The 24,256-nt window shown below is 65.4% G+C and carries 23 protein-coding genes; all 23 read right to left on the reverse strand.

Going from position 1 to position 24,256, the window contains the following annotated elements; translation table 11 throughout:
- The 23 genes from ACVOLQ_RS10875 to xpsF all read right to left on the reverse strand — a co-directional run bounded on the left by ACVOLQ_RS10875 (nucleotide 1) and on the right by xpsF (nucleotide 24,250).
- Complete coding sequence (locus ACVOLQ_RS10875; protein ID WP_313172394.1) at nucleotides 1-822, reverse strand: acyltransferase; 822 nt, start codon at nucleotides 820-822, stop codon at nucleotides 1-3.
- Complete coding sequence (locus ACVOLQ_RS10880) at nucleotides 819-2,216, reverse strand: O-antigen ligase family protein (RefSeq protein ID WP_313493099.1); 1,398 nt, start codon at nucleotides 2,214-2,216, stop codon at nucleotides 819-821. Before ACVOLQ_RS10880 ends, ACVOLQ_RS10875 begins: the two co-directional genes overlap by 4 nt.
- The gene (locus ACVOLQ_RS10885; RefSeq protein ID WP_481528011.1) at nucleotides 2,213-3,316 is read right to left on the reverse strand and encodes a glycosyltransferase family 4 protein; all 1,104 of its coding nucleotides are present in this window, start codon (nucleotides 3,314-3,316) and stop codon (nucleotides 2,213-2,215) included. Before ACVOLQ_RS10885 ends, ACVOLQ_RS10880 begins: the two co-directional genes overlap by 4 nt.
- Complete coding sequence (locus ACVOLQ_RS10890; RefSeq protein ID WP_313172400.1) at nucleotides 3,307-4,509, reverse strand: glycosyltransferase family 4 protein; 1,203 nt, start codon at nucleotides 4,507-4,509, stop codon at nucleotides 3,307-3,309. The genes ACVOLQ_RS10885 and ACVOLQ_RS10890 overlap by 10 nt, the downstream gene beginning before the upstream one ends.
- Complete coding sequence (locus ACVOLQ_RS10895) at nucleotides 4,509-5,858, reverse strand: beta-galactosidase (RefSeq protein WP_481528012.1); 1,350 nt, start codon at nucleotides 5,856-5,858, stop codon at nucleotides 4,509-4,511. Before ACVOLQ_RS10895 ends, ACVOLQ_RS10890 begins: the two co-directional genes overlap by 1 nt.
- Nucleotides 5,855-7,021, reverse strand: a complete 1,167-nt coding sequence (locus tag ACVOLQ_RS10900; protein WP_481528013.1) for a glycosyltransferase — start codon at nucleotides 7,019-7,021, stop codon at nucleotides 5,855-5,857. The genes ACVOLQ_RS10895 and ACVOLQ_RS10900 overlap by 4 nt, the downstream gene beginning before the upstream one ends.
- A complete protein-coding gene (locus tag ACVOLQ_RS10905; protein ID WP_313172405.1) occupies nucleotides 7,022-9,004 on the reverse strand; it encodes a GumC domain-containing protein in 1,983 nt (660 codons plus the stop codon).
- Nucleotides 9,001-9,786, reverse strand: a complete 786-nt coding sequence (locus ACVOLQ_RS10910; protein WP_313172407.1) for a polysaccharide biosynthesis/export family protein — start codon at nucleotides 9,784-9,786, stop codon at nucleotides 9,001-9,003. Before ACVOLQ_RS10910 ends, ACVOLQ_RS10905 begins: the two co-directional genes overlap by 4 nt.
- Nucleotides 9,783-10,709, reverse strand: a complete 927-nt coding sequence (locus ACVOLQ_RS10915) for a glycosyltransferase family 2 protein (RefSeq protein WP_481528014.1) — start codon at nucleotides 10,707-10,709, stop codon at nucleotides 9,783-9,785. Before ACVOLQ_RS10915 ends, ACVOLQ_RS10910 begins: the two co-directional genes overlap by 4 nt.
- Complete coding sequence (locus ACVOLQ_RS10920; protein ID WP_313172411.1) at nucleotides 10,709-12,079, reverse strand: undecaprenyl-phosphate glucose phosphotransferase; 1,371 nt, start codon at nucleotides 12,077-12,079, stop codon at nucleotides 10,709-10,711. The genes ACVOLQ_RS10915 and ACVOLQ_RS10920 overlap by 1 nt, the downstream gene beginning before the upstream one ends.
- A gap of 357 nt (nucleotides 12,080-12,436) precedes the next feature.
- Nucleotides 12,437-13,606, reverse strand: coding sequence for a nicotinate phosphoribosyltransferase (gene pncB, locus ACVOLQ_RS10925; protein WP_481528015.1), 1,170 nt, complete (start codon nucleotides 13,604-13,606; stop codon nucleotides 12,437-12,439).
- 241 nt (nucleotides 13,607-13,847) lie between these two features.
- Nucleotides 13,848-14,681, reverse strand: a complete 834-nt coding sequence (locus ACVOLQ_RS10930) for a glycosyltransferase family 2 protein (RefSeq protein WP_481528016.1) — start codon at nucleotides 14,679-14,681, stop codon at nucleotides 13,848-13,850.
- Complete coding sequence (locus tag ACVOLQ_RS10935; protein ID WP_313172654.1) at nucleotides 14,678-15,547, reverse strand: glycosyltransferase family 2 protein; 870 nt, start codon at nucleotides 15,545-15,547, stop codon at nucleotides 14,678-14,680. The genes ACVOLQ_RS10930 and ACVOLQ_RS10935 overlap by 4 nt, the downstream gene beginning before the upstream one ends.
- The gene (gene gspD, locus ACVOLQ_RS10940; RefSeq protein ID WP_481528017.1) at nucleotides 15,544-17,787 is read right to left on the reverse strand and encodes a type II secretion system secretin GspD; all 2,244 of its coding nucleotides are present in this window, start codon (nucleotides 17,785-17,787) and stop codon (nucleotides 15,544-15,546) included. The genes ACVOLQ_RS10935 and gspD overlap by 4 nt, the downstream gene beginning before the upstream one ends.
- A 9-nt stretch (nucleotides 17,788-17,796) precedes the next feature.
- Nucleotides 17,797-18,474 (reverse strand): hypothetical protein, encoded by a 678-nt coding sequence (locus ACVOLQ_RS10945; RefSeq protein ID WP_481528018.1) that lies wholly within the window; start codon nucleotides 18,472-18,474, stop codon nucleotides 17,797-17,799.
- Complete coding sequence (gene gspM / locus ACVOLQ_RS10950) at nucleotides 18,464-19,072, reverse strand: type II secretion system protein GspM (RefSeq protein WP_313172421.1); 609 nt, start codon at nucleotides 19,070-19,072, stop codon at nucleotides 18,464-18,466. The genes ACVOLQ_RS10945 and gspM overlap by 11 nt, the downstream gene beginning before the upstream one ends.
- On the reverse strand, nucleotides 19,047-20,174 hold the full coding sequence (locus ACVOLQ_RS10955) for a PilN domain-containing protein (protein WP_481528019.1): 1,128 nt from the start codon (nucleotides 20,172-20,174) through the stop codon (nucleotides 19,047-19,049). The genes gspM and ACVOLQ_RS10955 overlap by 26 nt, the downstream gene beginning before the upstream one ends.
- Nucleotides 20,171-21,025 carry a type II secretion system minor pseudopilin gene (locus ACVOLQ_RS10960; RefSeq protein WP_481528020.1) on the reverse strand — a complete coding sequence of 285 codons (855 nt, stop codon included), beginning with the start codon at nucleotides 21,023-21,025 and terminating at the stop codon, nucleotides 20,171-20,173. Before ACVOLQ_RS10960 ends, ACVOLQ_RS10955 begins: the two co-directional genes overlap by 4 nt.
- A complete protein-coding gene (locus ACVOLQ_RS10965; protein ID WP_481528035.1) occupies nucleotides 21,022-21,651 on the reverse strand; it encodes a prepilin-type N-terminal cleavage/methylation domain-containing protein in 630 nt (209 codons plus the stop codon). Before ACVOLQ_RS10965 ends, ACVOLQ_RS10960 begins: the two co-directional genes overlap by 4 nt.
- Before the next feature lie 17 nt (nucleotides 21,652-21,668).
- Nucleotides 21,669-22,061: a type II secretion system protein XpsI gene (gene xpsI / locus ACVOLQ_RS10970; protein ID WP_313172427.1), complete on the reverse strand. Its 393-nt coding sequence runs from the start codon at nucleotides 22,059-22,061 to the stop codon at nucleotides 21,669-21,671.
- A complete protein-coding gene (xpsH, locus tag ACVOLQ_RS10975) occupies nucleotides 22,058-22,570 on the reverse strand; it encodes a type II secretion system protein XpsH (protein ID WP_481528021.1) in 513 nt (170 codons plus the stop codon). Before xpsH ends, xpsI begins: the two co-directional genes overlap by 4 nt.
- A gap of 6 nt (nucleotides 22,571-22,576) precedes the next feature.
- Nucleotides 22,577-23,005 carry a type II secretion system major pseudopilin GspG gene (gene gspG, locus ACVOLQ_RS10980; RefSeq protein ID WP_313172429.1) on the reverse strand — a complete coding sequence of 143 codons (429 nt, stop codon included), beginning with the start codon at nucleotides 23,003-23,005 and terminating at the stop codon, nucleotides 22,577-22,579.
- Nucleotides 23,006-23,032: 27 nt separating this feature from the next.
- Nucleotides 23,033-24,250, reverse strand: coding sequence for a type II secretion system protein XpsF (gene xpsF, locus ACVOLQ_RS10985; RefSeq protein ID WP_481528022.1), 1,218 nt, complete (start codon nucleotides 24,248-24,250; stop codon nucleotides 23,033-23,035).
- Nucleotides 24,251-24,256 lie beyond the last annotated feature (6 nt).

Consider the following 24,256-nt stretch of genomic DNA (forward strand, 5'->3'; position numbering starts at 1 on the left):
TCAGTGCAACAGGGTCAGGATGTTCTTGCCGCCTACCCGATAGGACAGGTTGTGCGGGCGCTCGCCCATGGGTTTGGCACCGGTGCCACCAATGATCTTGTATGGCGGCACCTCCTTGGCCACCACCGTATTGGCGGTGATCACGCAGCCCTGGCCCAGGTGCGCACCATGCGCGATCAAGGCGCGGCTGGCGATCCACACATAGTCTTCGATGACGATCGGTGCCGACACCGACCAGAATTCCGGCGCGGTCAGATCATGTGAGCCGGCAATGATCAGTACGTGCGATGCCACCGCCACATGGTCGCCGATGCGCAGCCCGGCGCGCGCGTCGATCTGGCAATGCCAGGCAATCACGCTGTCCTTGCCGATCACCAGATTATTGACGCCCAGCACCTCGGTATTGCGCCAGATGGTGGAACCCTCACCAATCCTGGCTCCACCGATGCGCAACCAGGTCAAGCGCACCCAGTGGAAAGGCACCTTGTTGATGGCGATGTTGTAGATCTGCTCCCACAGGCGCAGGCAGCGGTCCTTGAAGGTCGGCCAATTGATGCCATAGCGCGGCACCAACTGCGCCGGCACCTCGGTTTTCAGCACGTGATAGAGCTGCTTGCCCAGTGGGTGCTGCAGCTGCGCTTCGATATCGACCGAGCAGATCGACACCCGCAGCTGATCACCACTGACTTCCTCGAACACGCCTTCGTTGGCCAGCAACCAGTCATAGGCCTCGTTCAACGCAGCTGGTTCGACGCCCATGCGCGCAGCGTAATCGCCCAGGCGCGCACGCAGGTCCGCGGAATGAAAGATCCGATGTCTCATTGTTGCTTCCTCAAACTCGATAAGGGCTGGCCAGGGCTGCCCGCCGGAACGGCGGCGGCACTCTGCAGCCCCAGCCCCATCACCAACCAGAACAAGGCAACCAGCACCATGGTGAAACTGTAGTAGTGATCGATCAGCCCGGTCAGCAGGGCCGCCACGAGCGCCGTCGTGCAGCCCATCCACAGTCCGTTGCGCCGATCCACCGTCAGCACCTTGCCCTGCGGCCGCACCTGTCGCCACCAGCGCCAGGTCACCACGCAGTACAGCAGCATGCCGAGCAGGCCCAGCTTGTACATGTAGTAGAGCCACAGGTTGGAGATACCCAGCAATCCGCTGCCGGGAACCGGCGGTTCGGTGCGGAAGCCTATGCCCAGGGGATAACGCGCCACCGCTTCGGGGAAGCGCTTGTACTCGTCCACGCGCACTTCGGTACTGGCGTTGTCGGAGGAGAACATCGTTGCCAGACGGTCCTGCAGTGGTGCATAGGTCAGGGTCAATACGCCGCCCAGGAGGATGCCGGCCAGGACCATCGCCCGTGCGTACGGCACCCGTAGCCATGACAACCACAGCAGCACCACACCGATGGCGAGGATCGCGCCGCGCGAGCTGCTCAGCAGCAGTGCCGCCCCGCCAAGCACAGCCACCGCTGCTCCCAACACGCGACGCCAGCCATGTTGATACAGCCCGTAGAACGCGGCCAGCGGCACGAACATGGCCATCGCGCCACCGGTCAGGTTGGGATGCACCCACGGCGAACCCAGGCGCGCGTTCTCGGCACTGAAGATGTCCAGCAAGGCTTCCGGGTGCGCGTAGCGCATCTTCTCCAGCACCGGGATCATGTCCAGTGCGCTGCGTGACTTCACGAACATGCCCAGCGACAGCAGCAACATCGCCAGGTTGCCCAGCAACAGCATCAGCATCAGCTGCTCGCGCTGTTTTTCCTGCGACAACATCAACGGGGCGAGCAGCAGCAAGGACAAATTGGCCAGCCAGCGCACCCAGTTGACGGGTCCATTGCCATCGGCCACCACCGTGACCTGGCCTACCAGGAACGGCAGCACGCTGAAGGCCATCAACAGCAACATGCCCCGCTCGACGTTGCCCCACTGTGGCCGCTCCAGGCGCTGGAAGAACAGCTGCAACGCAACCCCGGCCCAGGTGAGCCCGAGCATCGCCTCGGCCAGGGTGAAACGGAAACCCACCTGCAGGGTACTGAATGGCATGAAGGTGGCCACCAGCGCGAACAGGGACAGCCCGACCACCGGCCAGCGCAACACCACCAGGGCGGCCGGCAGCCCCATCAGCACCACGAAGAACTTCGATGGCGGCAGAAACAGCAGCAGGCTGCCGAACAGCAGGCCGCAAACCACGGCGACGGTGCTGCCCAGCCTCATTGCAGCACCTCCCGCAGCAGCTGCGCGACGCGCTGCCGATATGGTCCGGCGCCAAAACGCTGTGCCGCCTTGATCAGGACATCCGCTGTTTCCTGCCCGCCCCGTCCCTCCGCCGCAACCAGCAATGCGTTGCGCAGCGATGACACCTCGCGCGGGTCGAAACGCAGCGATTGTGCTGGCGTGATCTCATCCAGCGCGCTGCCAGTGGCCACCGCAACGGGAGTACCGCAGCCCAGCGCTTCGATCACCGGCAAGCCGAAGCCCTCGGCGGTCGCCGGATGCAGCAGGCGCTCGGCATCGTGATACAAGCGCGACAATGCCGCATCACTAAGCCCTGCACGCCAGTGCAGCCCTGCCAGCCCTGCCTGTGCCGTGTCTACGTCGGCGCGATCACCGACCAGCACAAGGTCCGGCAGTGCATGGCCCTCCTGGCGCAACGCATTCCACTGCTGCAACAGGAAGGGAATGTTCTTGCGTGGCTCACGGGTGCCCACCACCAGCCAGTAGCGCGCGGGCAAGTCGGTATCCGCTGCCGTGGCAGGCATGGCCAACGGCGGCACCGCATTGGGTAGTACCGAGGTCCGCGGCTGCGCGCGCGGGTACAACCGCGCAAGCTCGCCGGCACTGAACTGCGAAGGTGTCCAGATCGCATCGGCAGCGCGCACCGCATGCCCGATCAGGAAGCGATCCATGCCGCCATAGACCAGACGATGCAAGCCACTGGCATGACGGCCTGGCAAGGTCAGCTGGAACACATCGTGCAGCAGCACGACCTGCCTGCGCAGCGTCGAGGGACGGCGCAACGGCAAGCCGCTGTTGGCGGTGGCGATATACAGATCGATCCGCTGCTGCCGCAACGCAGTCGGCAGGAAGCCCAGCTCGAATGCCAGCCGCGCACGCGGACGATGCAGCCCGTTGCCCGCCACCGGGCCCGGTGGGCAGATCGCCAGTTGGCGGTGCGGATGCCCGTCCGCTGCCATGCTGAAGCGCAGCACCTCGCAGCCTTCGGCCAACAGTGCCTGTTCCAGCGCCAGCACCTGGCGGGCAATGCCCGAATGCGGCGCGGCGGTAACCGGTCGGTAATCGATGCCTACGCGCATGTCAGCTCCGCGTATACCGCTTCCAACTGGTCCGCCGAGCGCTGCCAATCGTGTTGCGCGCGCACGTAGTCCCGCCCCGCCTCGCCGGTCGCCTGCGCCAACGCCGGATCGGCCAACACCTGCAGCACTGCTGCGATCAGCGCAGCCGCATCCGCTCCGCCCTGGTAATGCGTACCACGCTGCACATCCAGTCCGGATACCGCCTGCGGCGTGGCAACCAGCGGCAAGCCGGCCGCCATGGCTTCCAGCACCTTGAGCTTGGAGCCGCCGCCATCGCGCAACGCGGCCAGGAACAGGCTGCTCTTGGCCTGTACCGGCTGCAGGCTGGGCACGAAACCGCGCCACTCGATGCGTGGGTCCGGCCACCGCCTGGCCCACTGCGTCGGCAGGGCGTAGCCACACAGGCAAAGCCGTGTAGCCGGTGCCGCCGCCCAGACCGCAGGCATGATCTCGTCCAGCAGCCACTCCACCGCATCGATATTGGGCGCGTATTCGAAGTTGCCGACGAACAGGATCCGGCCGGCCGCAGGATCGGCCGAAACATCGGAGAACGCCTCGGTGTCGGTGCCGTTGACGACCACTGCGATCGCTTGCCGGCTATAGGCCGCCAGCGCCTTCGCATCGCCCTCGGTCAAGGCCACCACCTTGCGTGCGGCACCCACGACCTGCCGCTCCCAGCGCTGGTAGCGCCAGCGATCCAAGCGCGCCAGAGGCCTGAACAACGCCGGCAATCGGCTGTAGGTCACCTCGGCCAGCGTGGATTCCACGTTGTGTTCGCTGAGCAGAAAGCCGCGTGGGTAGTGCTGCAGCGGTTGCCGGCACGGCTCGAACATATAGGAGTGTTCCAACTGCACGACATCCCAGGACTGCTGCAGCAACTGCGCCAATGTCCGGCTGAAACCCGGCGCATGGCCGTTGACCGAGGCCAGCAGCGGTATCGGCGACAGCAATCCGGCAAGCATCGTCCGCAGTGACCGCAGCGGTCGCCGCTCCAGCACGATCAGGCGTTCCAGCAACGGCTCCAGCTGTGCCTGGGTGGCGGCATCCAGCGGTACCTTGCTTTGCACCAGCAAGGTGATGCGGTGGCCACGCGCGGCCAGGCAGCGCAGCAGATGGTACTGGCGCAGCTTGCCGCCACTGGTGGTCGGCCACGGCAGGTAAGGCAGGATCCACAGGATGCGCAGCGGTCGCATCACCACTCCAACACCGACAGTGATGTCGACACCGGCACGTTGACTGCATCGCCGCTGCCGATCTCCTTGTGCGCGCCGCTCAATACATCGTGCAGCACCGCCTGCCTGAGGCCATTGACCTGTACCTGCCCGGGTTGCGCGCCCCAGAACAACCAAAGCCGACGGCCGTCCGGGCGCTCCCAGCCAATGCTGATCATGCCCGGCGTATTACCGGTGAATACTGGCGCCTTGCCCGGGACCAGACGCGGCCCGGTGATCTGCAACAGCCGCTGCACGGCGTTGTAGACCGGCTTGGCGTCACCCGCCTCGTCGAGCAGGCCATAACGGCGATCGCGTGCACCTGCACGTTGATCCAGGTCACTCAGGGCGAACAGGAAAATCTTGTCGTAATCCAGCGCACTCATCAGGGCCAGGCGCCGGGTGACGAAGTCGGCCTGCCCCTGCGCGCCGATGATCGGCTGCTCTTCCTTGGGCCCGGCATAGCTGGACCAGCCCCACTCATCGGCCCAGATGTCACGCGCGCCGGCCGCGCGCAGCGATGCGTTGCCTTGCCGGGCACGCTGCACGAAGTCCAGCGCGTGCGCATCGTCCCCCTCCGGATACAGCGAGTACGGGTGATAGGCGGTGATCACATCCAGCGAAAACAAGCCGCCCTTGGCCAATGCTTCGACCATCAGCGCGCCGCCGCGGGTCGGCATCTGGCTGAAGTACCCCATGCCACCCAACACGATCCGGCGCCCCGGCGCCTCCCGGCGCATGGCTTCCACCGTGGTCAGCAGCAGCTGGCCGTAGGCCGCGGGGTCTTCGCGGGGTTGCCAGAACGCCGGCAGGTTGGGTTCGTTCCAGACCTGCCACGCGGCGACCTCGGGGTAACGCTGTGCCAGTTGCACCAGCGCACGTGCATAGAGCTTCGGGTCCCGCGGCGGATATTGATCCGGGTTGGGACTGCCCGCCGGCGCGGAGGTCGCATGCGGCGCGGAACCGACCAGATACACCTCGGCCTTCAGGCCGCGGCGCTTGATCTCCGCCATCAGCGGATCCAGCACATCCCAGCGGAACTGACCTTGCCGCGGTTCGATGGTGTCCCAGTGCAGGTCCACCCGCACCCACTGCAGGCCCAGCGCCTGCAGCTGATCCATCTGTTTGCGGTACTGCGCGGGCTCAAACCACAGGAAGTGCGCATTGACGCCCAGATAGTCGGACCACAGCAGCGGTCGCGGCGGCACCAGCTCCAGCGCCGGCCGTTCGCCCTTGGCGCAGGCGGTAACGCCCCAGAGCAATGACGCAACCAGCAGCACGGAAGCCAAAAGCCGCATCAGCCGTGTCTTGAACAAACCCGCTCCCTTCATCGCTTACGCTCCACCACCGCGGCAAACAATGCCGCAAATTCGTCGGCGATCTTCGTCCACTGGCGTTGCGTTCCCAACGCGGCCGCCGCCATTGCCCAGCTGCGCGCCTGCGCAGGATCGTCCAGCAGTGCAATCATGCGCCCGGCCAGGGCTTCGCTCCGACCTTGCGCGAATACCACGCCATTGCCATACGAAACCTCTTCGGCAAACGCACGCGCATCGGAAGCAATCACCCCGCGTCCACTGGCATTGGCCCAGGACAGCGCACCGCTGGTGCCACGCATCCGCCCCAGCAGGGCCAGCTTCCTGGAATCGCGATAAGGCAACACCATCACGTGATGGGCCTGCACGCACTGCAGGATGCGCTCGGCGGGCAGGTCGAGCTGCCATTCGATCCGCTCGGCGATACCCAGCCCGTTGGCCAGGTCACGCAGCTGCGACAGGTAGTTGCCGCGGCTGCCAAACGCGAGCTCGGGCGATGAGCCGCCGGCCATGGTCAAGGAAAACCGTGCCTGTGGCCGCAGGCGAAGTACGGCGGCCACGGCATCAAACAGGTCCTCGATGCCCTTGCCAGGATAGATGAAGCCGAAATACAGCAGCTTCAGCACCTCGTCCGCGGGCAGTTCGGCAGGCGCGAACAGCGGATTGCCGTGCGCGATGAAGTGCACCTTGTCCGCTGCAACCTGCATCCGCTCGACGAGACAGGCGCCACCGCTGCGGGTCAAGGCGACCATCGCGTCCAGCTCCGCCGCCAGATGGCGCTCACGGGCGAGCGTGCCGCGGTCCTGCGCCAGCGCCAGCAGTTGTGGCAGCGGTCGCGGCCAGCCGGCGATGCGGCGGGCCATGCCGCGGGCCGGCTCCGGTGACCGCCACACCAACCGCTCCGGATCATGCACCGTTGCGCTGGTCGCCAACCGCGGCCAGCGCGCGCGCAGCTGTTCCAGTGCCAGAAACTCCGGGCCACGTCCGCCGCCGAGCTGGGCATGCACGATATCCACGTGCGGCCAGAACTGCGTGTCGTCGGTGTCCCAGCTGCCATCTGCACGCTGCGGCGGCACCTGCACTTCCACGCCCGCGCCACGCAGCGCCTGCATCCACGCCTGCGCGTAGTCGGCGATGCCGTTCTGCAACGGCGGCAAGGGAGCGAGCAGCGCAACTTTCACTCAGTACGCTCCGAGCCAACGGCTGATCGGCTTCCAGAACCTGGCCGGGATCTCGAATACGCGGCGATTGAGCACGATGCCATCGACACGTCCCAGCGCATCGCGCAGCAAGGCCAGGGCGCTCTCCACCGCCGGAACGGTGGTGCTGCGTGCCTGCACAACCAGGATGATGCGCTCACAGCCACGCAGCTCGATCAGCGCATGCTCATCGCTCAAGGGCGGTGCCTGCACGATCACCAGCTCACCTGGCTGCGCCGGCAGCTGGCCGTCGCGCACCGTATAGCCCTGCTGCCGGAGCACGATGGCCAGGCGGGAGGCAATGAAGCTGACACCCTCGCCGGAGCGGCTGGAGGTCAAGCCCACCGACAGGCCACGTTCGGCGATCTGCTCCAACGGCAAGCGGCAATAGATACGGTACAAGGCGGCGCGCAGGGCCTGCGAAGTGTCCTGATCACGCTCTACCTCCGGCACGGTGGCCAGCAGCGGAACGTTGAAGGTCCTCTCGATGCGACCACCATCATGGATGCGCTGGTCCATCAGGTACAGCAGGAACACCACCACCAGGGCAACGACCAACGCCACCGGCAGGGTCAGCAGCAGCATCAACATGCTCTTCGGGAACACCCGCGACGGGGTGAAGCTCGACTCACCGACCAACGCCACATTGCTGAGCCGGTTGCGGTTCAAGTCACGGATGACGCGCGCGCGCAGCAGATAGTCCGAGTACTGCGCAAACGTCTTTTCGGCCGAGCTCAACTCCAGGCTCAGGCGTGACAGCGATGGCTCGGCGGCCATCACTTCTTCGCGTGAGGCCTGCAGCTGCTTCAACTGTTGGTCGATCTCGGCAATGTTGGCATCGATCTTGGCAACGTTGATCCGCGCATCCTGCATGTCCTGGCGCAGGCGCGTTCCCAGTGCATTGGGGGCGACATTGCGCGAACGCACGACATTGTCGTTGACCGCGGCGATCTCGGCCTCCAGCCCGGCAATGCTCTCGTCCAGTGCACGCACCGGTGGTGCGCCTTCCTTGAAGTTGCGCAGCAGATCCAGGCGCTGCTGCTTGAGTCCATTCAACTTCAGCTTCAGGTCTTCGCGCGCAGGGTTCAGGCTGATCTCGCGCTCGGTCACCACCTCGCCGGCAACGGCCGGCAACTGCCGCCCGGCCGCACCGAGAATGCCGAGCAGGGCTTCACGCTCGGCCTGCAACTCGCGGCGTTGCCGATAGAGCTTCTGCAGTTGATCGGTCACATCTTCGATGCGCTGCTCGACGCTGGTGGCATCGATGACACGCAGGCGATCACGCAGCTGCTGCTTCAGCTTGACGATGGTGTCGTTGAGCTCGGTGTTCTGCTGCTGGTAAAAATCAAACAGCGCGTCGCCACCGGCGGCATTGGCGCGCTCATCGAAATAGGCGTCCACCCAGGCACGCGAAATGCCCTGCGCGACATGCGGGTCACCCCACGTCACGCGCATTTCCATCACGTTCGAGCCCGGGTCATGGCTTACCGCCAGGCGTTTGGCCAGGCGTGCCGCCAACCTGTCTTCCGGCGGCGCCGTGTCCATCAGGCCCACGCCCACGAACACATCACGGACGAGTTCCTTGCACCAGGCCGCCGCCTTGCCCATATGGAACTTGAACCGCGCCCAGCCACCCTGCGGCGGCACCGATGACATTGCCAGATAGGCCTTGGCGACCTTCAGCATGACCGGTGCGCTGGTCGCCATCTTCTCCTCATCCAGCAGTGGATCGCGCTGCGGACTCTGCTGCACGAAGCCCGATTCCGGACCCGGCTGCACCGGCAACTGCACGCTGGCACTCTGCGTTGGCTTGACCAGCAGGCGCGCATCGGACACGTAACGATTGGGCAGCAGGAAGGCACCGGCCACCACCACCGCGATCGTGACCAGCAGGGTCAAACGGAACTCGCGGGCAAAGATGAACAGCAGACGCAGGGCGTCGCGAAGGCTACGGACTTCGATCACGGCACGCTCCCGGTGGGGGTATTGATCCGATAGGACGGCTCATTGATCTGGTAGTTGGCCGAGGCACCGAAGCCGCGGAACATCAGCAACTGGCCCACGTACATGTCCACGCGCTGGATGGCATTGCCAATCCGCGAGCTGGGCACGAACACCAGGTCGCCGCGCTGCAGTTGCACCCCTGGCTGGCCGTTGGTGGCCGGGCTGAGCAGGGCGGCATAGTCGAAGAAATACACCTGCTGCACGCCTTCGTCATCCTGCCGCACCAATGCAACATGATGGCTGTCAGCGGTTGGCAGCACGCCACCGGTCGCGGTGATGGCCTGCGGCACGGTCACCGCCGACATCAGGTCGAAGGTCCCCGGGTTGCGCACCGCGCCACCGACATAGACCCGGCTGCCAGGTGCCTCGGCGATATTGATCGTCACCCGCGGCTCGCGGTAGATCGCATCAAGCCGTTGGCTGATCTCTTCACCGATCGCCTCCGGCGTGCGTCCGCCAGCCTTGACGATGCCGATGAACGGATAGGCGATGCTGCCATCGGGGCGGACCCGGTACAGCGTTGCCTCGTCCTTCTCGGCCGGGGTCTGTGCGTCTCGCACGATCCGCAGCACATCACCGGTATGCACCTTGAGTACCGGCTTGGGCAGCTGCTCCGGGCTGAAATTGCTGATCTGGCGCTCGCGTACGACCTTGCCGGCAGGCAACTGGACGACATTGGACATCGCGCAGGCGGTGAACAACAGGGTAAGCAGCGCCGGCAGCGCCAATCGCAAGGGCTTCATGATTGCCTCCAGTAGCCGGTAAACATTCCAATATTCCGCTTCAGGCGCAACGGCAGATGCCGCTCCATGTGCCCCAGACGGTAACCAATGAACTTTGCAGCCGTACGCAGCAACGCGCCGGGTATGGCGCCAACCGCACCGGCCGTGCGCAGCGCGCGCAATTCGGACCGGACGAAGCGCCCACCCTCGCCCCCAGCACCACCGAAGTTCTGCCGTATCCAGCGCTCACGTGAATAGAACACGCCGATATCGAAGTAGCGCCGGAGCTCCTCCACGACGCTGTAGTCATGCGAGTGCCAGGCCTCGGCATCGGCCACGTAATGCACCGCCCAGCCTGCCAGCAGCATCCGCGCTGCGACATGGGTGTCCTCGGTGCCGATCACATCCTCTGGAAATCCGCCCACCTCGTGCAGGACATCGGCTCGGTAGGCGCAGAACGCGTCAGAACTGAAGCAGGTCTTGATCCCAAGCTCGGCGGCGTCGCTGCGGCGCTTGATGCGCCCCTGCGCGGGATAGTTGAAGGCGCGCGCATGCCGCGCCAGCACGCCAGCCTCCGGGTGCGGAATCTGCCGGCCGTAGGCCACCCCCACGTCTTCGGCGGCGTATACGCCATCCACCAGCGCCTGCAATGCGTTGGGCGGCACCGGGATCGCATCCTGGGTCATGTAGATCAGCACATCGGCGGTGACCAGGCTGGCGGCCAGGCGGCGGGTGCCGCCGTGATTGAACGTGGCCGGGTCGATCTCCACGACCCGCGCACCGAACTCGCGCCAGCGCGCAACGCCGCCGTCGGTGGAGGCACTGTCGATCACCAGCAGCTCGTCCGGCTGCAGCGACTGTGCACGCAGCGCCGGCAGCATCCGCGCCATATGCGCTTCGCCGTTCCGCACTGGAATGATCAGGGCAACACGCGGCTTGGCCATCAGTACGCCGCCTTCATCGACAACACGGCCGGCAAGGTACGCAGCAGGATGAAGGCATCCAGGCCCAGCGACCAGTTCTCGATATAGGCCAGATCGTACTCGACGCGCTTCTGCAGCTTCTCGACCGTATCGGTCTCGCCGCGATAGCCATGCACCTGTGCAAGCCCGGTGATACCCGGCTTCACCTTGTGCCGTGCCACGTAGTTGGCCACGGCCTCTTCGAACAGGATGTCCGCCGCCTTGGTGGCGGTGGCGTGCGGGCGCGGCCCGACCATCGACATGCTGCCGGCCAGTACATTGAACAACTGTGGCAACTCATCGATGCTGCTCTTGCGGATGAAGCGGCCAACCCGGGTCACCCGCGGATCGCCGGCGCGGGTCTGGGTCTGCGCATCCATGTCGCGCTGATCATGGAACATGGAGCGGAACTTGTAGACCTCGATCAGCTGGTGGTTGTAGCCATAGCGACGCTGCCGGAACAGCACCGGGCCGCGCGAATCCAGCTTGATGGCAAGCGCGACCAGCAGCATCAGCGGTGCCAGCAGCAGCAACGCCAGGCTGGCCAGCACCACATCCTCGGCGCGCTTGTAGGCCGGGGCCCAACCCTTCAATGGTGGCTCGGACACCACCAGCATCGGCACGTCGGAGATATCCGCCACCCGCGGCAGGGCGAAGTTGAAAGCCTGCATCTCCGGCACCAGGAAAACCTGCACCGGCATCTTCCTGAGCAGCTCCACATAGTGGTGGTTGCGGCCTTCGGCGGCCGCCGGCAACGCCATCAATACCTGGTCCACTTCGTTGTTGCGGATCAGCTGCTCGAGCAGTGCGAAATTGCCTATCAGCTGCGGGCGCAGGTGCGAGGCGATGCGGTCCGGGCTGCGGTCATCGATGAAGCCCAACAGGCCGCTGGCGATGTCCACGTTCTGCTGCATGTGCTGCGCAAGCCGGCTGCCGTTCTCGGTCGCACCGAGGATGACCGAGCGACCAACGAAGTGCCCTTCACGGATACGCCGCTGGAAGAACGCCAGCATCAGCAGCCGCCCCACCACCAGCAGCAACAGGGTCGTCAGGTACCAGAGCACCGCCATCTTGACCGGCAGGTAGGCAATCACCCGGAACACGGTATGCAACAGCAATACCAGGCCGAAGCTGGCCGACCAGGCGACGATGGTGGAGCGGATCAGCACGCGGTTGCTGAACATCTCGCGCCCGTACATGCCGAAGGCGGTGAATACCAGGATGGTCAGCAGGCCCGCCAGCAAGGCCAACACACCGTAGGTGCGTATCAGGCTGCCGTCGTGTACCCCCATCAGCAACAGCACCAGCGCCGCAGGCGAAACCGCGGCGCAGAAGTGGAAAATACGTGCCATCAGACGCGACCAGCGCATCACTATCGGACGTGTATTTGCAAACAGTGCATCTGAGAACGGTAAACGCATTAAGACGCCGGACACTTGTGCTGATGCGAACCAAACAAGCACACACAGGCGCAAACCGACGTGATCGCCTACAACGCGACGCCACTGGCTTGACCCTGTGAGCCACCTGCCCCCCTGCAGACAACCGCCGAACCCATTCAACGCCGAGTACGGCTGTACCTGGTCATCTGTTCCATGGGCAATACAATAACGTGATGGCACTCACGTTTATAGGGGTATAGGCACAGTGATGCGCTGCGTTAAGGAAGCAACCGCAGTTGTCAAGACGAAGTGACAGATATTTGACGCTTACTGGAGCTCGAAGACCTGCCGCAGATAGGACAGATAGCCGGGGTCATCGCACATGCTCTTGCCCGGCGAATCACTGAGCTTGGCAACCGGCTGGCCGTTGCAGCGGACCATCTTGATGACGATGTTCAGCGGCGTCGGCCCCAGATCGTTGGTCAGATGGGTGCCCACACCGAAGGCGACCTGGCAGCGCCCACGGAAGTAGTCATACAGCTGCATCACCTTCTCGATGTTCAAGCCGTCGCTGAAGACCAGCACCTTGCTGGTCGGGTCGACCCGGTTGGCCTTGAAATGCGCCAGCATGCGGTCGCCCCAGCTGAACGGGTCGCCGGAATCGTGGCGCACGCCGTCGAACAGCTTGCAGAAGTACATGTCGAAATCGCGCAGGAAGGCATCCAGCCCGACCACGTCCGACAAGGCGATCCCCAGGTCGCCGCGGTACTCGCGCGCCCACGACTCCAGCGCGGCCACCTGCGAATCGCGCAGGCGCGGACCCAGTGCCTGGAAGGCCTGCAGGTACTCATGCGCCATCGTGCCATGCGGGGTCATGCCGTACATGCGCGCGAAATAGACGTTGCTGGTACCGACAAACTGGGAGCCCAACGCATCGCGCAGCAACGGCAGCATCGTGCCGTGCCACTGCCGCGAGTAACGGCGGCGGCTGCCGTAGTCGGCGATACGGCAGTTCTCGAAGCCGGGGGTGTCGCGCAGCAGGGCGGTCTTGGCCTGCAGGCGACGTTCGCCCTCGGCGAAATCCGCGTTGCTGGTATTGCGGAACCAGACCTCGTTGATGATCGCCAGCAGCGGCACTTCGAACATGATGGTGTGCAGCCACGGGCCGGTGATATCCAGCTCGATCTCGCCGGGTATGGTTTCCGATGCGCGCAGATCGATGTACTTGCGGTCCAGGTGGAACAGGCCGAGGAAGTCGGCGAAATCCGGCTTCACGAAGCGCAGTCGGCGCATGTATTCCAGCTCGTCCACGGTGAAACGCAGGCTGCACAGATGATCGATCTCGGCACTGATCTCATCCAGATGCGCGGCCAGGTCAATCCCCGGCGTACGGCATTTGAACCGGTACTGGACGATGGCGCCCGGGTACTGGTGCAGTACCGCCTGCATCATCGTGAACTTGTAGAGGTCGGTGTCGAGCAGGGATTGGATGATCATGTCCCGCATTATGCGCTGGCTGGCGGCTCGGATTCAGGCTGGCGCGGAGGCTTGTTCATGGTCTGTGGCGGGCCTGGGAGTTAGGGCTGACGGCGTTTGCTCGACGAGCCCCCTCCCCAACCCTCGCCTGCGCGTTGCGCAAGGACGGGAGCGATGCACGCTCCTGCCCCCTCCCTTTGGCGCAGCCAAGGGGAGGGCTGGGGAGGGGTGCTTTGAACGCCCCAAACCCCAATATCCAAACTTATCTCAGCAACAGCCGCGGCACCTGCAACGCCGCATGCGCCCAGATCGCACACCACACTCCTGCCCTCACCGGCAGGCTGCGCTGGCTGGCTTCAAACTTGCGGAAGTAACGCCACAGGCCACGATGCTTGTGCCATTCCACGAAGAATGGCCGCGAGCGGCTGGAGACCCCACGCACATGCACCACCTGCAAATCATTGGCAATGGCCACCACCGCACCGGCCTGGCGCGCACGACGGCACAGATCCAGGTCTTCGGCATGCAGCCGGTAGCCAGCATCCCAACCTTGCAGGCGATCGAACAACGATCGCGGCATCAACAACAAGGCGCCCGACAAGGCCTGCACCTGCTGCAATACCGTGGAGTGATCCACTTCCACCGCCAACCGCGAGCCCGCACCGGGGTTACGCAGCATCGCGGCAAAATCCGGGTCGCGGCGGCGTACCGCCGGGTCAGCGACGCCGTCCTCGTCCACCTGCTCCACGCCGAGCAGGCAATCGCCCAGCGATCGGCCAAGGTCACGCAACTGCGACAAGGTCTGCGGCTCGATCATCAAATCCGGGTTGACAAAGGCCAGCCACGGCGAATGGCACGCGTGCGCGCCCTGGTTATTGGCAGTGGCGAAGCCGGTATTGTCCGGGTTCGCGATGAAACGCACCCGTGCATCAGCCAAGGCATGACGTTGTGCGATGGCCACCGAGCCGTCACGTGAGTCATTGTCCACCACCCGGATCTCGGCCACACCCTCGGCCGCACGCAGCCGCTGCAGGCACTCATCCAGCGTACTCGCACTCTCGTAACTGACCACCACTACTGCAATCGAATCGCTCACACCGGCTCCGCGCCTGGAAGGGAACCACAGGCGTCGAACAGGTCGGGCTGGGCTTGCGGCATTATCGCCTGCTCGCACAACTGCTGCAGTTGCCGCCGGTGCGCATGCAGCGGGTCGTTCATCAGAAACGCGGCCAGACGCGCCGTCCATACCGGCCAGCGGTTGGCCAATACCTCCATGTCGCCTTCGGCCGGCCGACCCTCGCCCTGGCGACCGACGAAGGCGTTGTCACACAGCACATTGCGCCAGCCCAGGCCACTCATGCGCAGGCTCAGGTCCACCAGGGCCGCATACCAGGAGCCGTAACTGTGGATATCCAGGCCGCCGGCACGGCGTCGCGCACTGCCGCGTATCAATACCGCATGGGTGACCGCCGAAGGTAGCTCGGGCTGCAACAAGGGCATCATCGCCAAGGCCTGCAGCAGCCGCGCCGGATCGGCAGGCAAGGGATTGAGTTCGCCCGCACGCGGCCACGACACCGCTTCGCCGGCGTTGCTCCACGGCGTGGCGGTGGCGATGGAGGCATCACGCGCCAGGCAATCACTGAGTTGCTGCAACCAACCGGCCATCGGCAAGGCATCGGGCGCCAGCACGGCCACATCGGCGTCGCCACAGGCCTTGAGCATCTCGTCCAGATGCGCCGCCTCACCAATCGCGCGCGGGCGCCGCGTGTACTCGGCCTGCAGCCGGGTGCTGGCAAGCCAATGCTCGATCACCACCTGCCCGCGCGGGCCACTCTGGCCATCATCGGCCAGCCACACCGGCGTACCTGCCGGCGTGTGCTTCTCCAATGCCGCCAGGCAGGCATCAAGCGCCGCGTCGTCCACCCCCACCGGCAGCAGGATGACCGGCAGCGTCATGCTCAGCGGCCCTTCGGGGCGTTGATCGGATCCAGCGCACGGAACTTGCTGCCGTACTCGTCGGTGAGATTGCGTGCTTCCTGCGGATTGCGAACGATGGTCGGGGTCAGCAGCACGATTACTTCGCTGCGTCGGCTGCTTTGGGTCTTGCGCCCGAACAGGCCACCGATCACCGGTAGCCGGCTCAAGCCGGGCAAGCCGGAAGAACCCTTGATGGCACTGTCCTCGATCAGGCCGGCCAGCATCACCGTGTCGCCGGCATTGACCGCCGCTTCGGTCTTCATGCGGCGGGTGTTGATGCGTACATTGCCGTTGTCATCAGGCTCACCTTCAGGCGAGCTGACTTCCTGCACGATGTCCAGGAACACCATGCCGTCACGGGTGACACGTGGACGCACCTTGAGGATGGTGCCGGTTTCCAGGTACTGCACCTGCGAGTACTGGTTGTCGCTGATGCCCGATACCGACACCGAATACACCGGAATCTTGCTGCCCACGTTCAAAGTGGCCACCGCGTTGTTACGCACGAACAGCGACGGGGTTTGCAGCAGGCGGACATCCGTGACCTGGTCCAGTGCGGTGATCACCGCGGCGGCGTTCTTGCCGAGGAAGGTCCAGCTCAGCCCGCCGCCCCCTTTGCCATCGCCAGGAATCAACGAGCCGGCGATATCACCCCAGATGCCGCGCCCGAGGGCTGACGGCAGGCCGGCGCCGCCCTTGTCGACGGCGGCGTTGACCGCCTGTTCGAAGTACCAGTTGACGCCATAGCTCAGGTCGCCGCTCAAGGCGACCTCGGCTACCTGCGCCTCGATATGCACCTGCATCGGCATCACGTCGAGTTTTTCCACCACCTCGCGGATTGAACGCCATGCCTGCGGCGTGCTGCGCACCAGCAAGGCATTGGTTTCCTCAACGGCTGAAACACCGACGCGGTCGCCTTCCACTTCCAGGGTCACGCTGCCATTGCCCGAGCTGCGCTGCGGCAAGGCCATGCCCTCGCCCATGCCCATGCCGCTGTTGCCGCTACCACCGCCCACGCCATCGCTTTTGCCGAACGAACCGCCGCCGTCACCGAGGTTGTCGTCGGCGCTGGCCGAAGGATCGACGGTGCCACCGCCTTGCAGGCTGACTGCGCTGGCGCCCGGCGCCAGCGAAGCCGCACCACTCTGGCCGCCACGCGAACCACTGCCAGCACCAAACACTTCGGCCAAGCGGTCCGCCAGGTCCTTGGCCTTGATGTACTTCAGCTCATAGGAGAACAGGCGGGCGCTGCCGCCGGCACTGTCGATGCGGTCCAGCCATTGCTGGATCTGGTCCAGGTAACGCGCCTGCGGGGTGATCACCAGTACCGCATTGGCGTTGTCCAGCGGCATGAAGCGGAACATGCCGGCGCTGGGTGTCTTGCTGGCTTCACCAAATACCTTCTCAAGATCACTGGCCACCTGCGAGGCACGCCCGGACTGGATCGGGAACACGCCCACCGACATGCCCGACAGCCAATCCACGTCGAAGATCTCGACCGTGCGCAGGTAGTTTTCCAGTTCGGTACGGGTGCCGCCCAGGGTGATCACATTGCGTGAGCCATCGACGCCGACGATCGCGTTGGGCCGCGCATAAGGTTCCAGCACTTTCTTCATCTCGCTGGCCGAGATGTACTGCAGCGGCACCACCCGCACCTCATAACCACGTGCGGCCGATGCCGGTGCCGTGCTCGGCGCGACCGTGCCTGCCAGCGCCTGATCGGCCGGCACCACGTTGTAGCGGCCACCGCTGTAGATCAGCCGGGCGTTGTTCCAGCCCAGCACCATCTCCAGCAGGTTCAGCGCCTGCGCCGGCGACACCGGCTTGGGCGTGGCCAGGGTTACCGTGCCCTGCACGGTCGGGGCGATGACGTAGTTCTGGCCGAGCATGTCACCGAGGATGGCCTTGGTGACCGCCTGTACCGACTCGCCCTCGAAGTTGAACACCGCCGTGCCATTGCCAGCGGCGGTCAGGGCAGGAGCCGGAGCCGAGGCGGCCGCGCGGTTGATCACCGTGCCGTTGCCACGACGGATCACCGCCCTGCCCTGGACGTCATCGGCCTTGGGGGCATCTTCGGCGCCGAGCGGACTGGTGCGCGCTGCCTCACCGGGTGCCGGCGTACTGGTATCCGTCGCAGCATTGCGACGGATGTCCGGTGCCGGCGTGGTAACGCAGCCACTCAGGGCACCGATCAGCAGGCTGACTGCAACTATGCGTGATGTCATACGCTCACTCTACGGGTTCTGGCGGCCGGAGCTGCCGTTCTGATTCTGTTGTGCCTGCCGACGGCGGGCCTGGATGCGATCGCGGATCGCCTTGATCTGGTCTGCGGAAGGCGTCACCGGGTCGGCTGCTGGCGGCGGTGGCACGCTGACGGTTGCAGCAGCCGCCTGCGCGGCGGTTGCGGCAGGCACGCCCGAAGCGTCAACGGGTGGCCTCGGCCCGCCACTGAATACCTGCAGCTCCAGATTCAACGTGCCGGCCGGCCCGCTGACCACTGCGCTGCGCGGCTGCAGCGACAGCAACTGCCAACCCTCCTGTACCTCGCCACCCAGACGCAGGCGCAACGACTTGCCCTGCTCGGTGGTCAAGGTGGCCATGTCCAAACCTGGCGTCATCAATACGCCGGTCAAACGCACACTGGCCGCTGCCGGTTCACCCGCTTCGCCGATGAAGAATGGGTGCGGGCGCCGATCGCTGGCAAACAGGGGACGGTTCAAGGCTTCGGCATTGTCTGCAACCGCCAGCCGCGCTGCCTGCGGCACCGCCGGCAAGGGCGGCACCTCCAGCACGGTAGCGGTGCCGCCAATCCTGCTACCCAGGCCGAACAGGCATGCTGCCCATACCAGCATTGCCCAGGCCGCGAACGCGCCCAGCAACCAGGTGCGCAGACCTGCTGCGTCATTGCGCATTGGCAACCTCCGCCGTTGGCGCGACCACCCCGGGGCGCAGATAGCCACTGAGTTCGAAACTCACATCCAGGCCGCCACCCCCTTCGCCCAGGCCTGCGGACAGGATATCGAGCCGATCCACGCGCAGTTGCGGCGTGCCAGTCTCCAGTGTCTGAAGCACGCTCATCCATTCGTTCATGCCACAGCGCAGCCGTGCCTGCACCGCAACCCGCGGGAAGCGGCCACTGTTGTCGGCCGGCAGTGGCGAACGATCACTGATCGCGCAACTGCGCTGGTCCGGGCTGGCCAGGCGCGCGGCCTCTTCCAGTCGCTGCACCAGCTTGGAGGTCGCCAGCTCCACCGAATTCTCCGCCATGAAGCCGGGCTGGTCGGCCAAGGCCTGTTGTGCCTGCTGCAGCCGTTGCGCGACCTGCGGTGCCTGGCGCAGCTGGAGGCCAATGCGCTGCTGGCGCTCCTGCAAGGCCGCGATCTCGGCCTCCACCGCCTGCATCGGCCGGATCCACAGCGGTTGCACCACCAACAGGCAGACCACGGCCACGACGGCCAACAACAGCGCCAGGGCCAGCCAACGGTCACGGTGCGCGCGGTGCGTTGCCATCGGCAGCCTCCGGGTTGGGCCCACGCAGTTCCGCGGTCAAGGTGAAGCGCTCCCGCGCGGCGCCCTGGCCGGCCTGCAGCACGCCGGTCAATGACGGGGTCTTCCACAGCCTGGAACCTTCCAGCTTGGAGACCAGCGATGAGGCACTGCTACTCATGCCGATCAATTGCATGCGACCGCCTTCGATGGAGAGCTTCTCCAGCGAGGTGTCATCGCCCAGGCGCAGGCTGAGTTCGTTGATGATTTCAGTGGCCGAAGCCTGCTCGGCGCGCTGCGCGGTGAAAAACTGATGTCCATCGACCAGATCCTGCAACTGCTGCCGCTGCGTGGCCACCGCGCGCGCGCGCACCGCGGCGGCATCCACCTGCGCCGACAACTGCGCGGCCGCAGCACGGCGGTTGTCGAGCAACTGCCATGCCGCCAGCACCACCATCACCATACCGGCGATCAACAACAGTCGGTTGAGCCGCCGCATTGGGTCATGGCGTTGCCTGCGCATTGCCGGTGGCAACAGGTTCACGCCCAGCGGCTGGGCCTGTGCATCGACCGCGTCCACTCCGTCGAGCTGCTGCTTCCAGGCTTCTGCCTGGCCCAGCAACGCCTCGACCAGCGGTCGCGGTGCGACCACCAGTTCGACATCCAGCTGTCCGTCTTCGCGGCGCTGCAGCAGGCGCACGTCGTAATACACCTGGGCGGCGCTGAACGGGGTCTGCCGGTCTATCTCGAAGCCCACTACTTCGCGCAGGCGTGCCTCGGCCGCGGCCGGCATGCGCAGGGGCTTGCGCAGCACCGCACTGGCTGGCAACACCGCGTGGCGTGGCAGGCCCAGCATGCGCGGCGGCAACGCCGCTTCGACCGCAGTGGGTACCGCGCCAGCGGGCAAGGTCTGCAACAGCTGTTGCTGCCCCCCCTGCAGTAAAGACACCCGCAACTGGGCATCGGCAACGTCCAGCAGCAGGCGCGCGTCCGATACCCCGAGCAGGCTCCGCCAACGTGCCGGCAGCCATGCCAGCAAGCCCTGCGTCCACCATGCCCAGAAGCCACCGGCACCCGGCACGATGCGCGCAGTTGCCAGCCCCAGTCGTTCACGCAACCCCGTCATCTGGACATCGCTCCCTGTTCCCACTGCAGCACCGTATACGGTGCACCGGCCATCGCACCGGGATTAAGACGTACCACGGCGCGGATGACCGCTTGTCGCTCGGCCACCAGCTGCACCGTGCTTTCCACACTATAAGTGCCGCTGTCGCCCCCCGTGGGGGAAGTTTCGCCCATCCCGGCACCGCCGTCTGCACGCTCACGCTGCGCCATGATCAGCGCCGCATCCATCCCCATGGCGGTCAATACCGGTGCGGGCGCGAAACGCGGGCTGGGCCGCCCGCTACCGTACACCGTCAGCAAGGGGGCCAACTGTGCATAAAGTGCGGGCTCCATGCCGAGCACGCGCTGCACCTCGCTGACACTGTCAAATGGCGCGTTCTTGGCACCATAGGGCAGTCCGGCGGCCTGGTAATCCGCGGTTTCCGCGCCGCCCGAGACCTGCAGCAACGCATCGACGTCGCGCCAGTCAACGATGGCGCCAGCCAGCCGGGTGGCCTTGTCAGGGGCCACATTGAGCGCACGCAACAGCGCTTGCAGCAGGTTCAGGTCAGCCTGGTTCAGATCGACCTTGCCGGTCTCATCAACGATCCGCAACGTCACTGCATGACCGTCGAACTGCCAGCGATAAGGACGCCCGTCAGCGTGCCAGCTGGGCTGGGTCGGCGTGGCTCGCATGCGCGACAACGCGTAATCGATGCCGGCGTGGGCCACCTGTTCACCCCCGGCCAGGTCGCCGCTGACCCGTCCCTGCAGATGCTCGACCCGCGCCGTCATCGCGAACGCCGCGATGGTGGTGGCCAGCAAGGCCACCACCCACAGCACCAGCACCAGGGCCGCGCCGCGCATCGTCATCGCCAGCTCCCGGCGACGCCATGCTGCGGCAGCGCAACCACCAGCGGCGGCCACGCGCCGCCGCGCGCCGGGGTGATCTCGATGGCGACCAAGGCCGGCATGCGCCCGGGCGAATCCCAGCTGTCCTGCCAACGCCCCATTGCACCGGTGCTCGGATCGGTACCGCGATAACGCAGCTTGACCTGCTTGAGATCCTCCGCCAGCAGTTCGCTGCCGCGCGGAGGATTTTCTTCCAGCAGCTCTCCGTTCTGCAGCAGGGTCAGGCCAATCCGAAGCTCCTGCCTGTCACCGCTGCCACTGACCTCGAGCGTGTGCAGGTAGGGGCCACCCCGGCCCAGATAGTCCGGTACATTGGCCACGAATCGCAGCTGCTGTGGCGTGCCAGTGAACACGCTGGCATTGCCACTCAGCGCATCACGTTGCAGCGGCAACGGCATCGCCGAGACCAGCCGCCTGCGCAGGAAGCCCTCGACCGCACGCATGCGCTCGTTACCACTGGCAATCGCCTCACCACGACTGCTGATGGCCAGGGTGGAACGCACCGCGGCAAATGCCAGCGCCATGCCGACTGCCAGCAGCACCGTCGCCAGCAACACCTCGATCAGGGTGAAGCCGCGGGCACGCATTCGCAGGGGTGGATGTCTCACGGCTGCGCCTCCAGCGGCGCGTTGCCACGCAGGCGCAGCGTGCGCCAACGCAGCTGTTCCTGCGCGCTGTCACCCCAGCGCACCTGCAGGTCCAGCAACCACAGCCGCGACTGTTGCTGGCGCGGCTCAACGTACGGCGAAACCTGCAGGTTCCAGTGGTAGCGGCCCTGCTCCCACTCGCCCTGCTGACGACCCGCCTGCAGCGGCGCTTCAACCCCGGCAACCGCCAGCAGCGATTGCGCATGCAGGGCGGCACGACCATAGCCATCGGCCAAGCTGACCTGGCGTGCGGCGCCGGACAGACTGCCCAGCAGCAGTGTCATCGCCAAGGCCAACAACGCGAAGGCGACAATCACTTCAATCAGCGAGTAACCGCGCTGACGCCTCATCCGGCGCCCTCGTGCAACGGACCGGCCTTGACCTCGCCGGTGATCCACGCCACGTCGATCCGCCACACCGCCTTGCCTGCGCGCAGTTCGATACGGCCACCACTGGAGGCGCCATCTTCAAAGAAGCGTATGACGCCTTCATCCCTGCGCGTCTGCAATTGGCCAGCGCCGGTGAAGCGCACCGTCAGCGCCTGCGGCAGCTCTCCATGATGACCATCCGCACCCTGCCAGCGCCGACTGCCCGGATTGATCTGCAATTGCTGGACGGTGCCGGTGCTGATCGCGCGGGTGCGGGTGTAGCGCAGCTCGGCAGCCAGGGCCTTGCCCGCTGAACGCAGGCGCAGGCCATCCATGCCGCCATTCATGGCCATGGCCGCCATCATCGCCAGCGCAGCCACCAACGCCAGTACCAGCACCATCTCCAGCAACGACATGCCGCGCATCGCGCCACGCCGCGCAGATACGGTACGCGCGGTAACAAACGGAAGTGGAGAACGCGGCGCGACCATCAAGGCTTATTCGTAACGGATGTCGGCGTTGTAGCTTTCGCCACCGGGCTGGCCATCGGCGCCCAGGCTGATCAGGTCGAACGGACGTCCTTCACCCGGCACCCGGTACTGCACCGGATTGCCCCACGGGTCATTGAACTCCGCCGGTTTGGAGTACGGTCCCAGCCAGCCCGCCACACCTGCAGGCTGGGTGGCCAGATCCTCCAGCTTGCCCGGCAGACGGCCGGTGTCGAGCTTGTAGTTCTCCACCTTGCTGGCCAACGTCTGGATCTGGGTCTTGCCGAGGTTGGCCTTGCCGCGGTCGGCACCGCCGAGCACACGGCTGCCCACCAAGGTCAGCACCGCACCGATCAGCACGATGACAATGATGATTTCCAACAGGCTCATGCCAGCCTGGCGTGCGCGTGACAGCGGTTGTTTCAGGGTTCGCCTCATTTCTTCTTCCTTTCCGAAATCCAGGGATTAGCCGATGGCATTGGTGAGGTCGTACAGCGGCACCAGCACCGCGATGATGACCACGCCCACCACCGACGCCAACAACAAGGTGATCACCGGCACCAGCGCCGCCAACATGCGGTCGATGGCGCGGGCACTTTCCTGTTCAAAGGTATCGGCGGTCTTGAGCAGCATGCTTTCCAGCGTGCCCGACTCCTCGCCAACCTGGATCATCTGCAGGGCCAGCCGCGGGAAACGGCCATTGCGACCCAGCGACGAAGCCAGCCCGGCACCATTCTTCACCGCCTCGGCGGCTTCACTGACATCCGCGACCAGGGCACGGTTGCCGAGCACGTTGCGGGCAATGCCCAGCCCCGCCAGCAGCGGCACGCCATTGCGCAGCAAGGTCCCAAGCGTGCGCGCGAGTCGCGCGCTCTCCAGCTTGGCGACCAGCCCGCCAATCATCGGCCGTTTCAACAGCCAGGTATCAAATGCCAGACGGAAAACCGGATCGCGCCGCTTGCGTTCCACCCACAGCAGCAGCAATGCAGGCACCACGATGAAAACCAACCAGCCCTTGCGTACCAGCAGGCCGACTTCCAGCACCGCGCGGGTGAACCAAGGCAGGGTCACGTCGAGGCTCTGGTACATCAGCGAGAACTGCGGCACCACGTAGCCGAGCAGGAACAACAGCGCCAGGCCGACCACCACCAGCAGGATCGCCGGATAGATCAGGGCATTGATCACCCTGCCCTTCAACTCCTGGCTGCGTTCCAGGTAATCCGCAAGCCGCTGCAGGGTTTCATGCAGGCTGCCGCCGGCTTCACCGGCGCGCACCATGTTGACGTACAGTCGCGAGAACAGGCCATGCTGGCGTTCAAGCGCCTGCGACAGCGGCGCACCGCCACGTACGCTGTCGCGGATGTCGGCAATCACCCGCTGAGAACGCGAGTCTTCCGGCGTTTCCATCAGGATCGACAGGGCGCGATCCAGCGGCTGCCCTGCCCCCAACAAGGTCGCCAACTGTTGGGTGAACTGGACCAGCGTCGCACCGGCAAACGGGCGTTGCCGCCATTGCTTCCAACTGCCACCCTCGAACGCCGAACCGGTCGCAGGCCTGGCTTCCACCGGCAGATGCCCCTGCTCCTGCAGGCGCGCAATCACCTCGCCTTCGCTGGCCGCATCCATCTGCCCTTCCAGCAGGTCGCCACGGGCATCCAGCGCCTTGTAACGGTAACGCGGCATCAGCAG

Source organism: Stenotrophomonas sp. STEN031 (assembly GCF_056759975.1).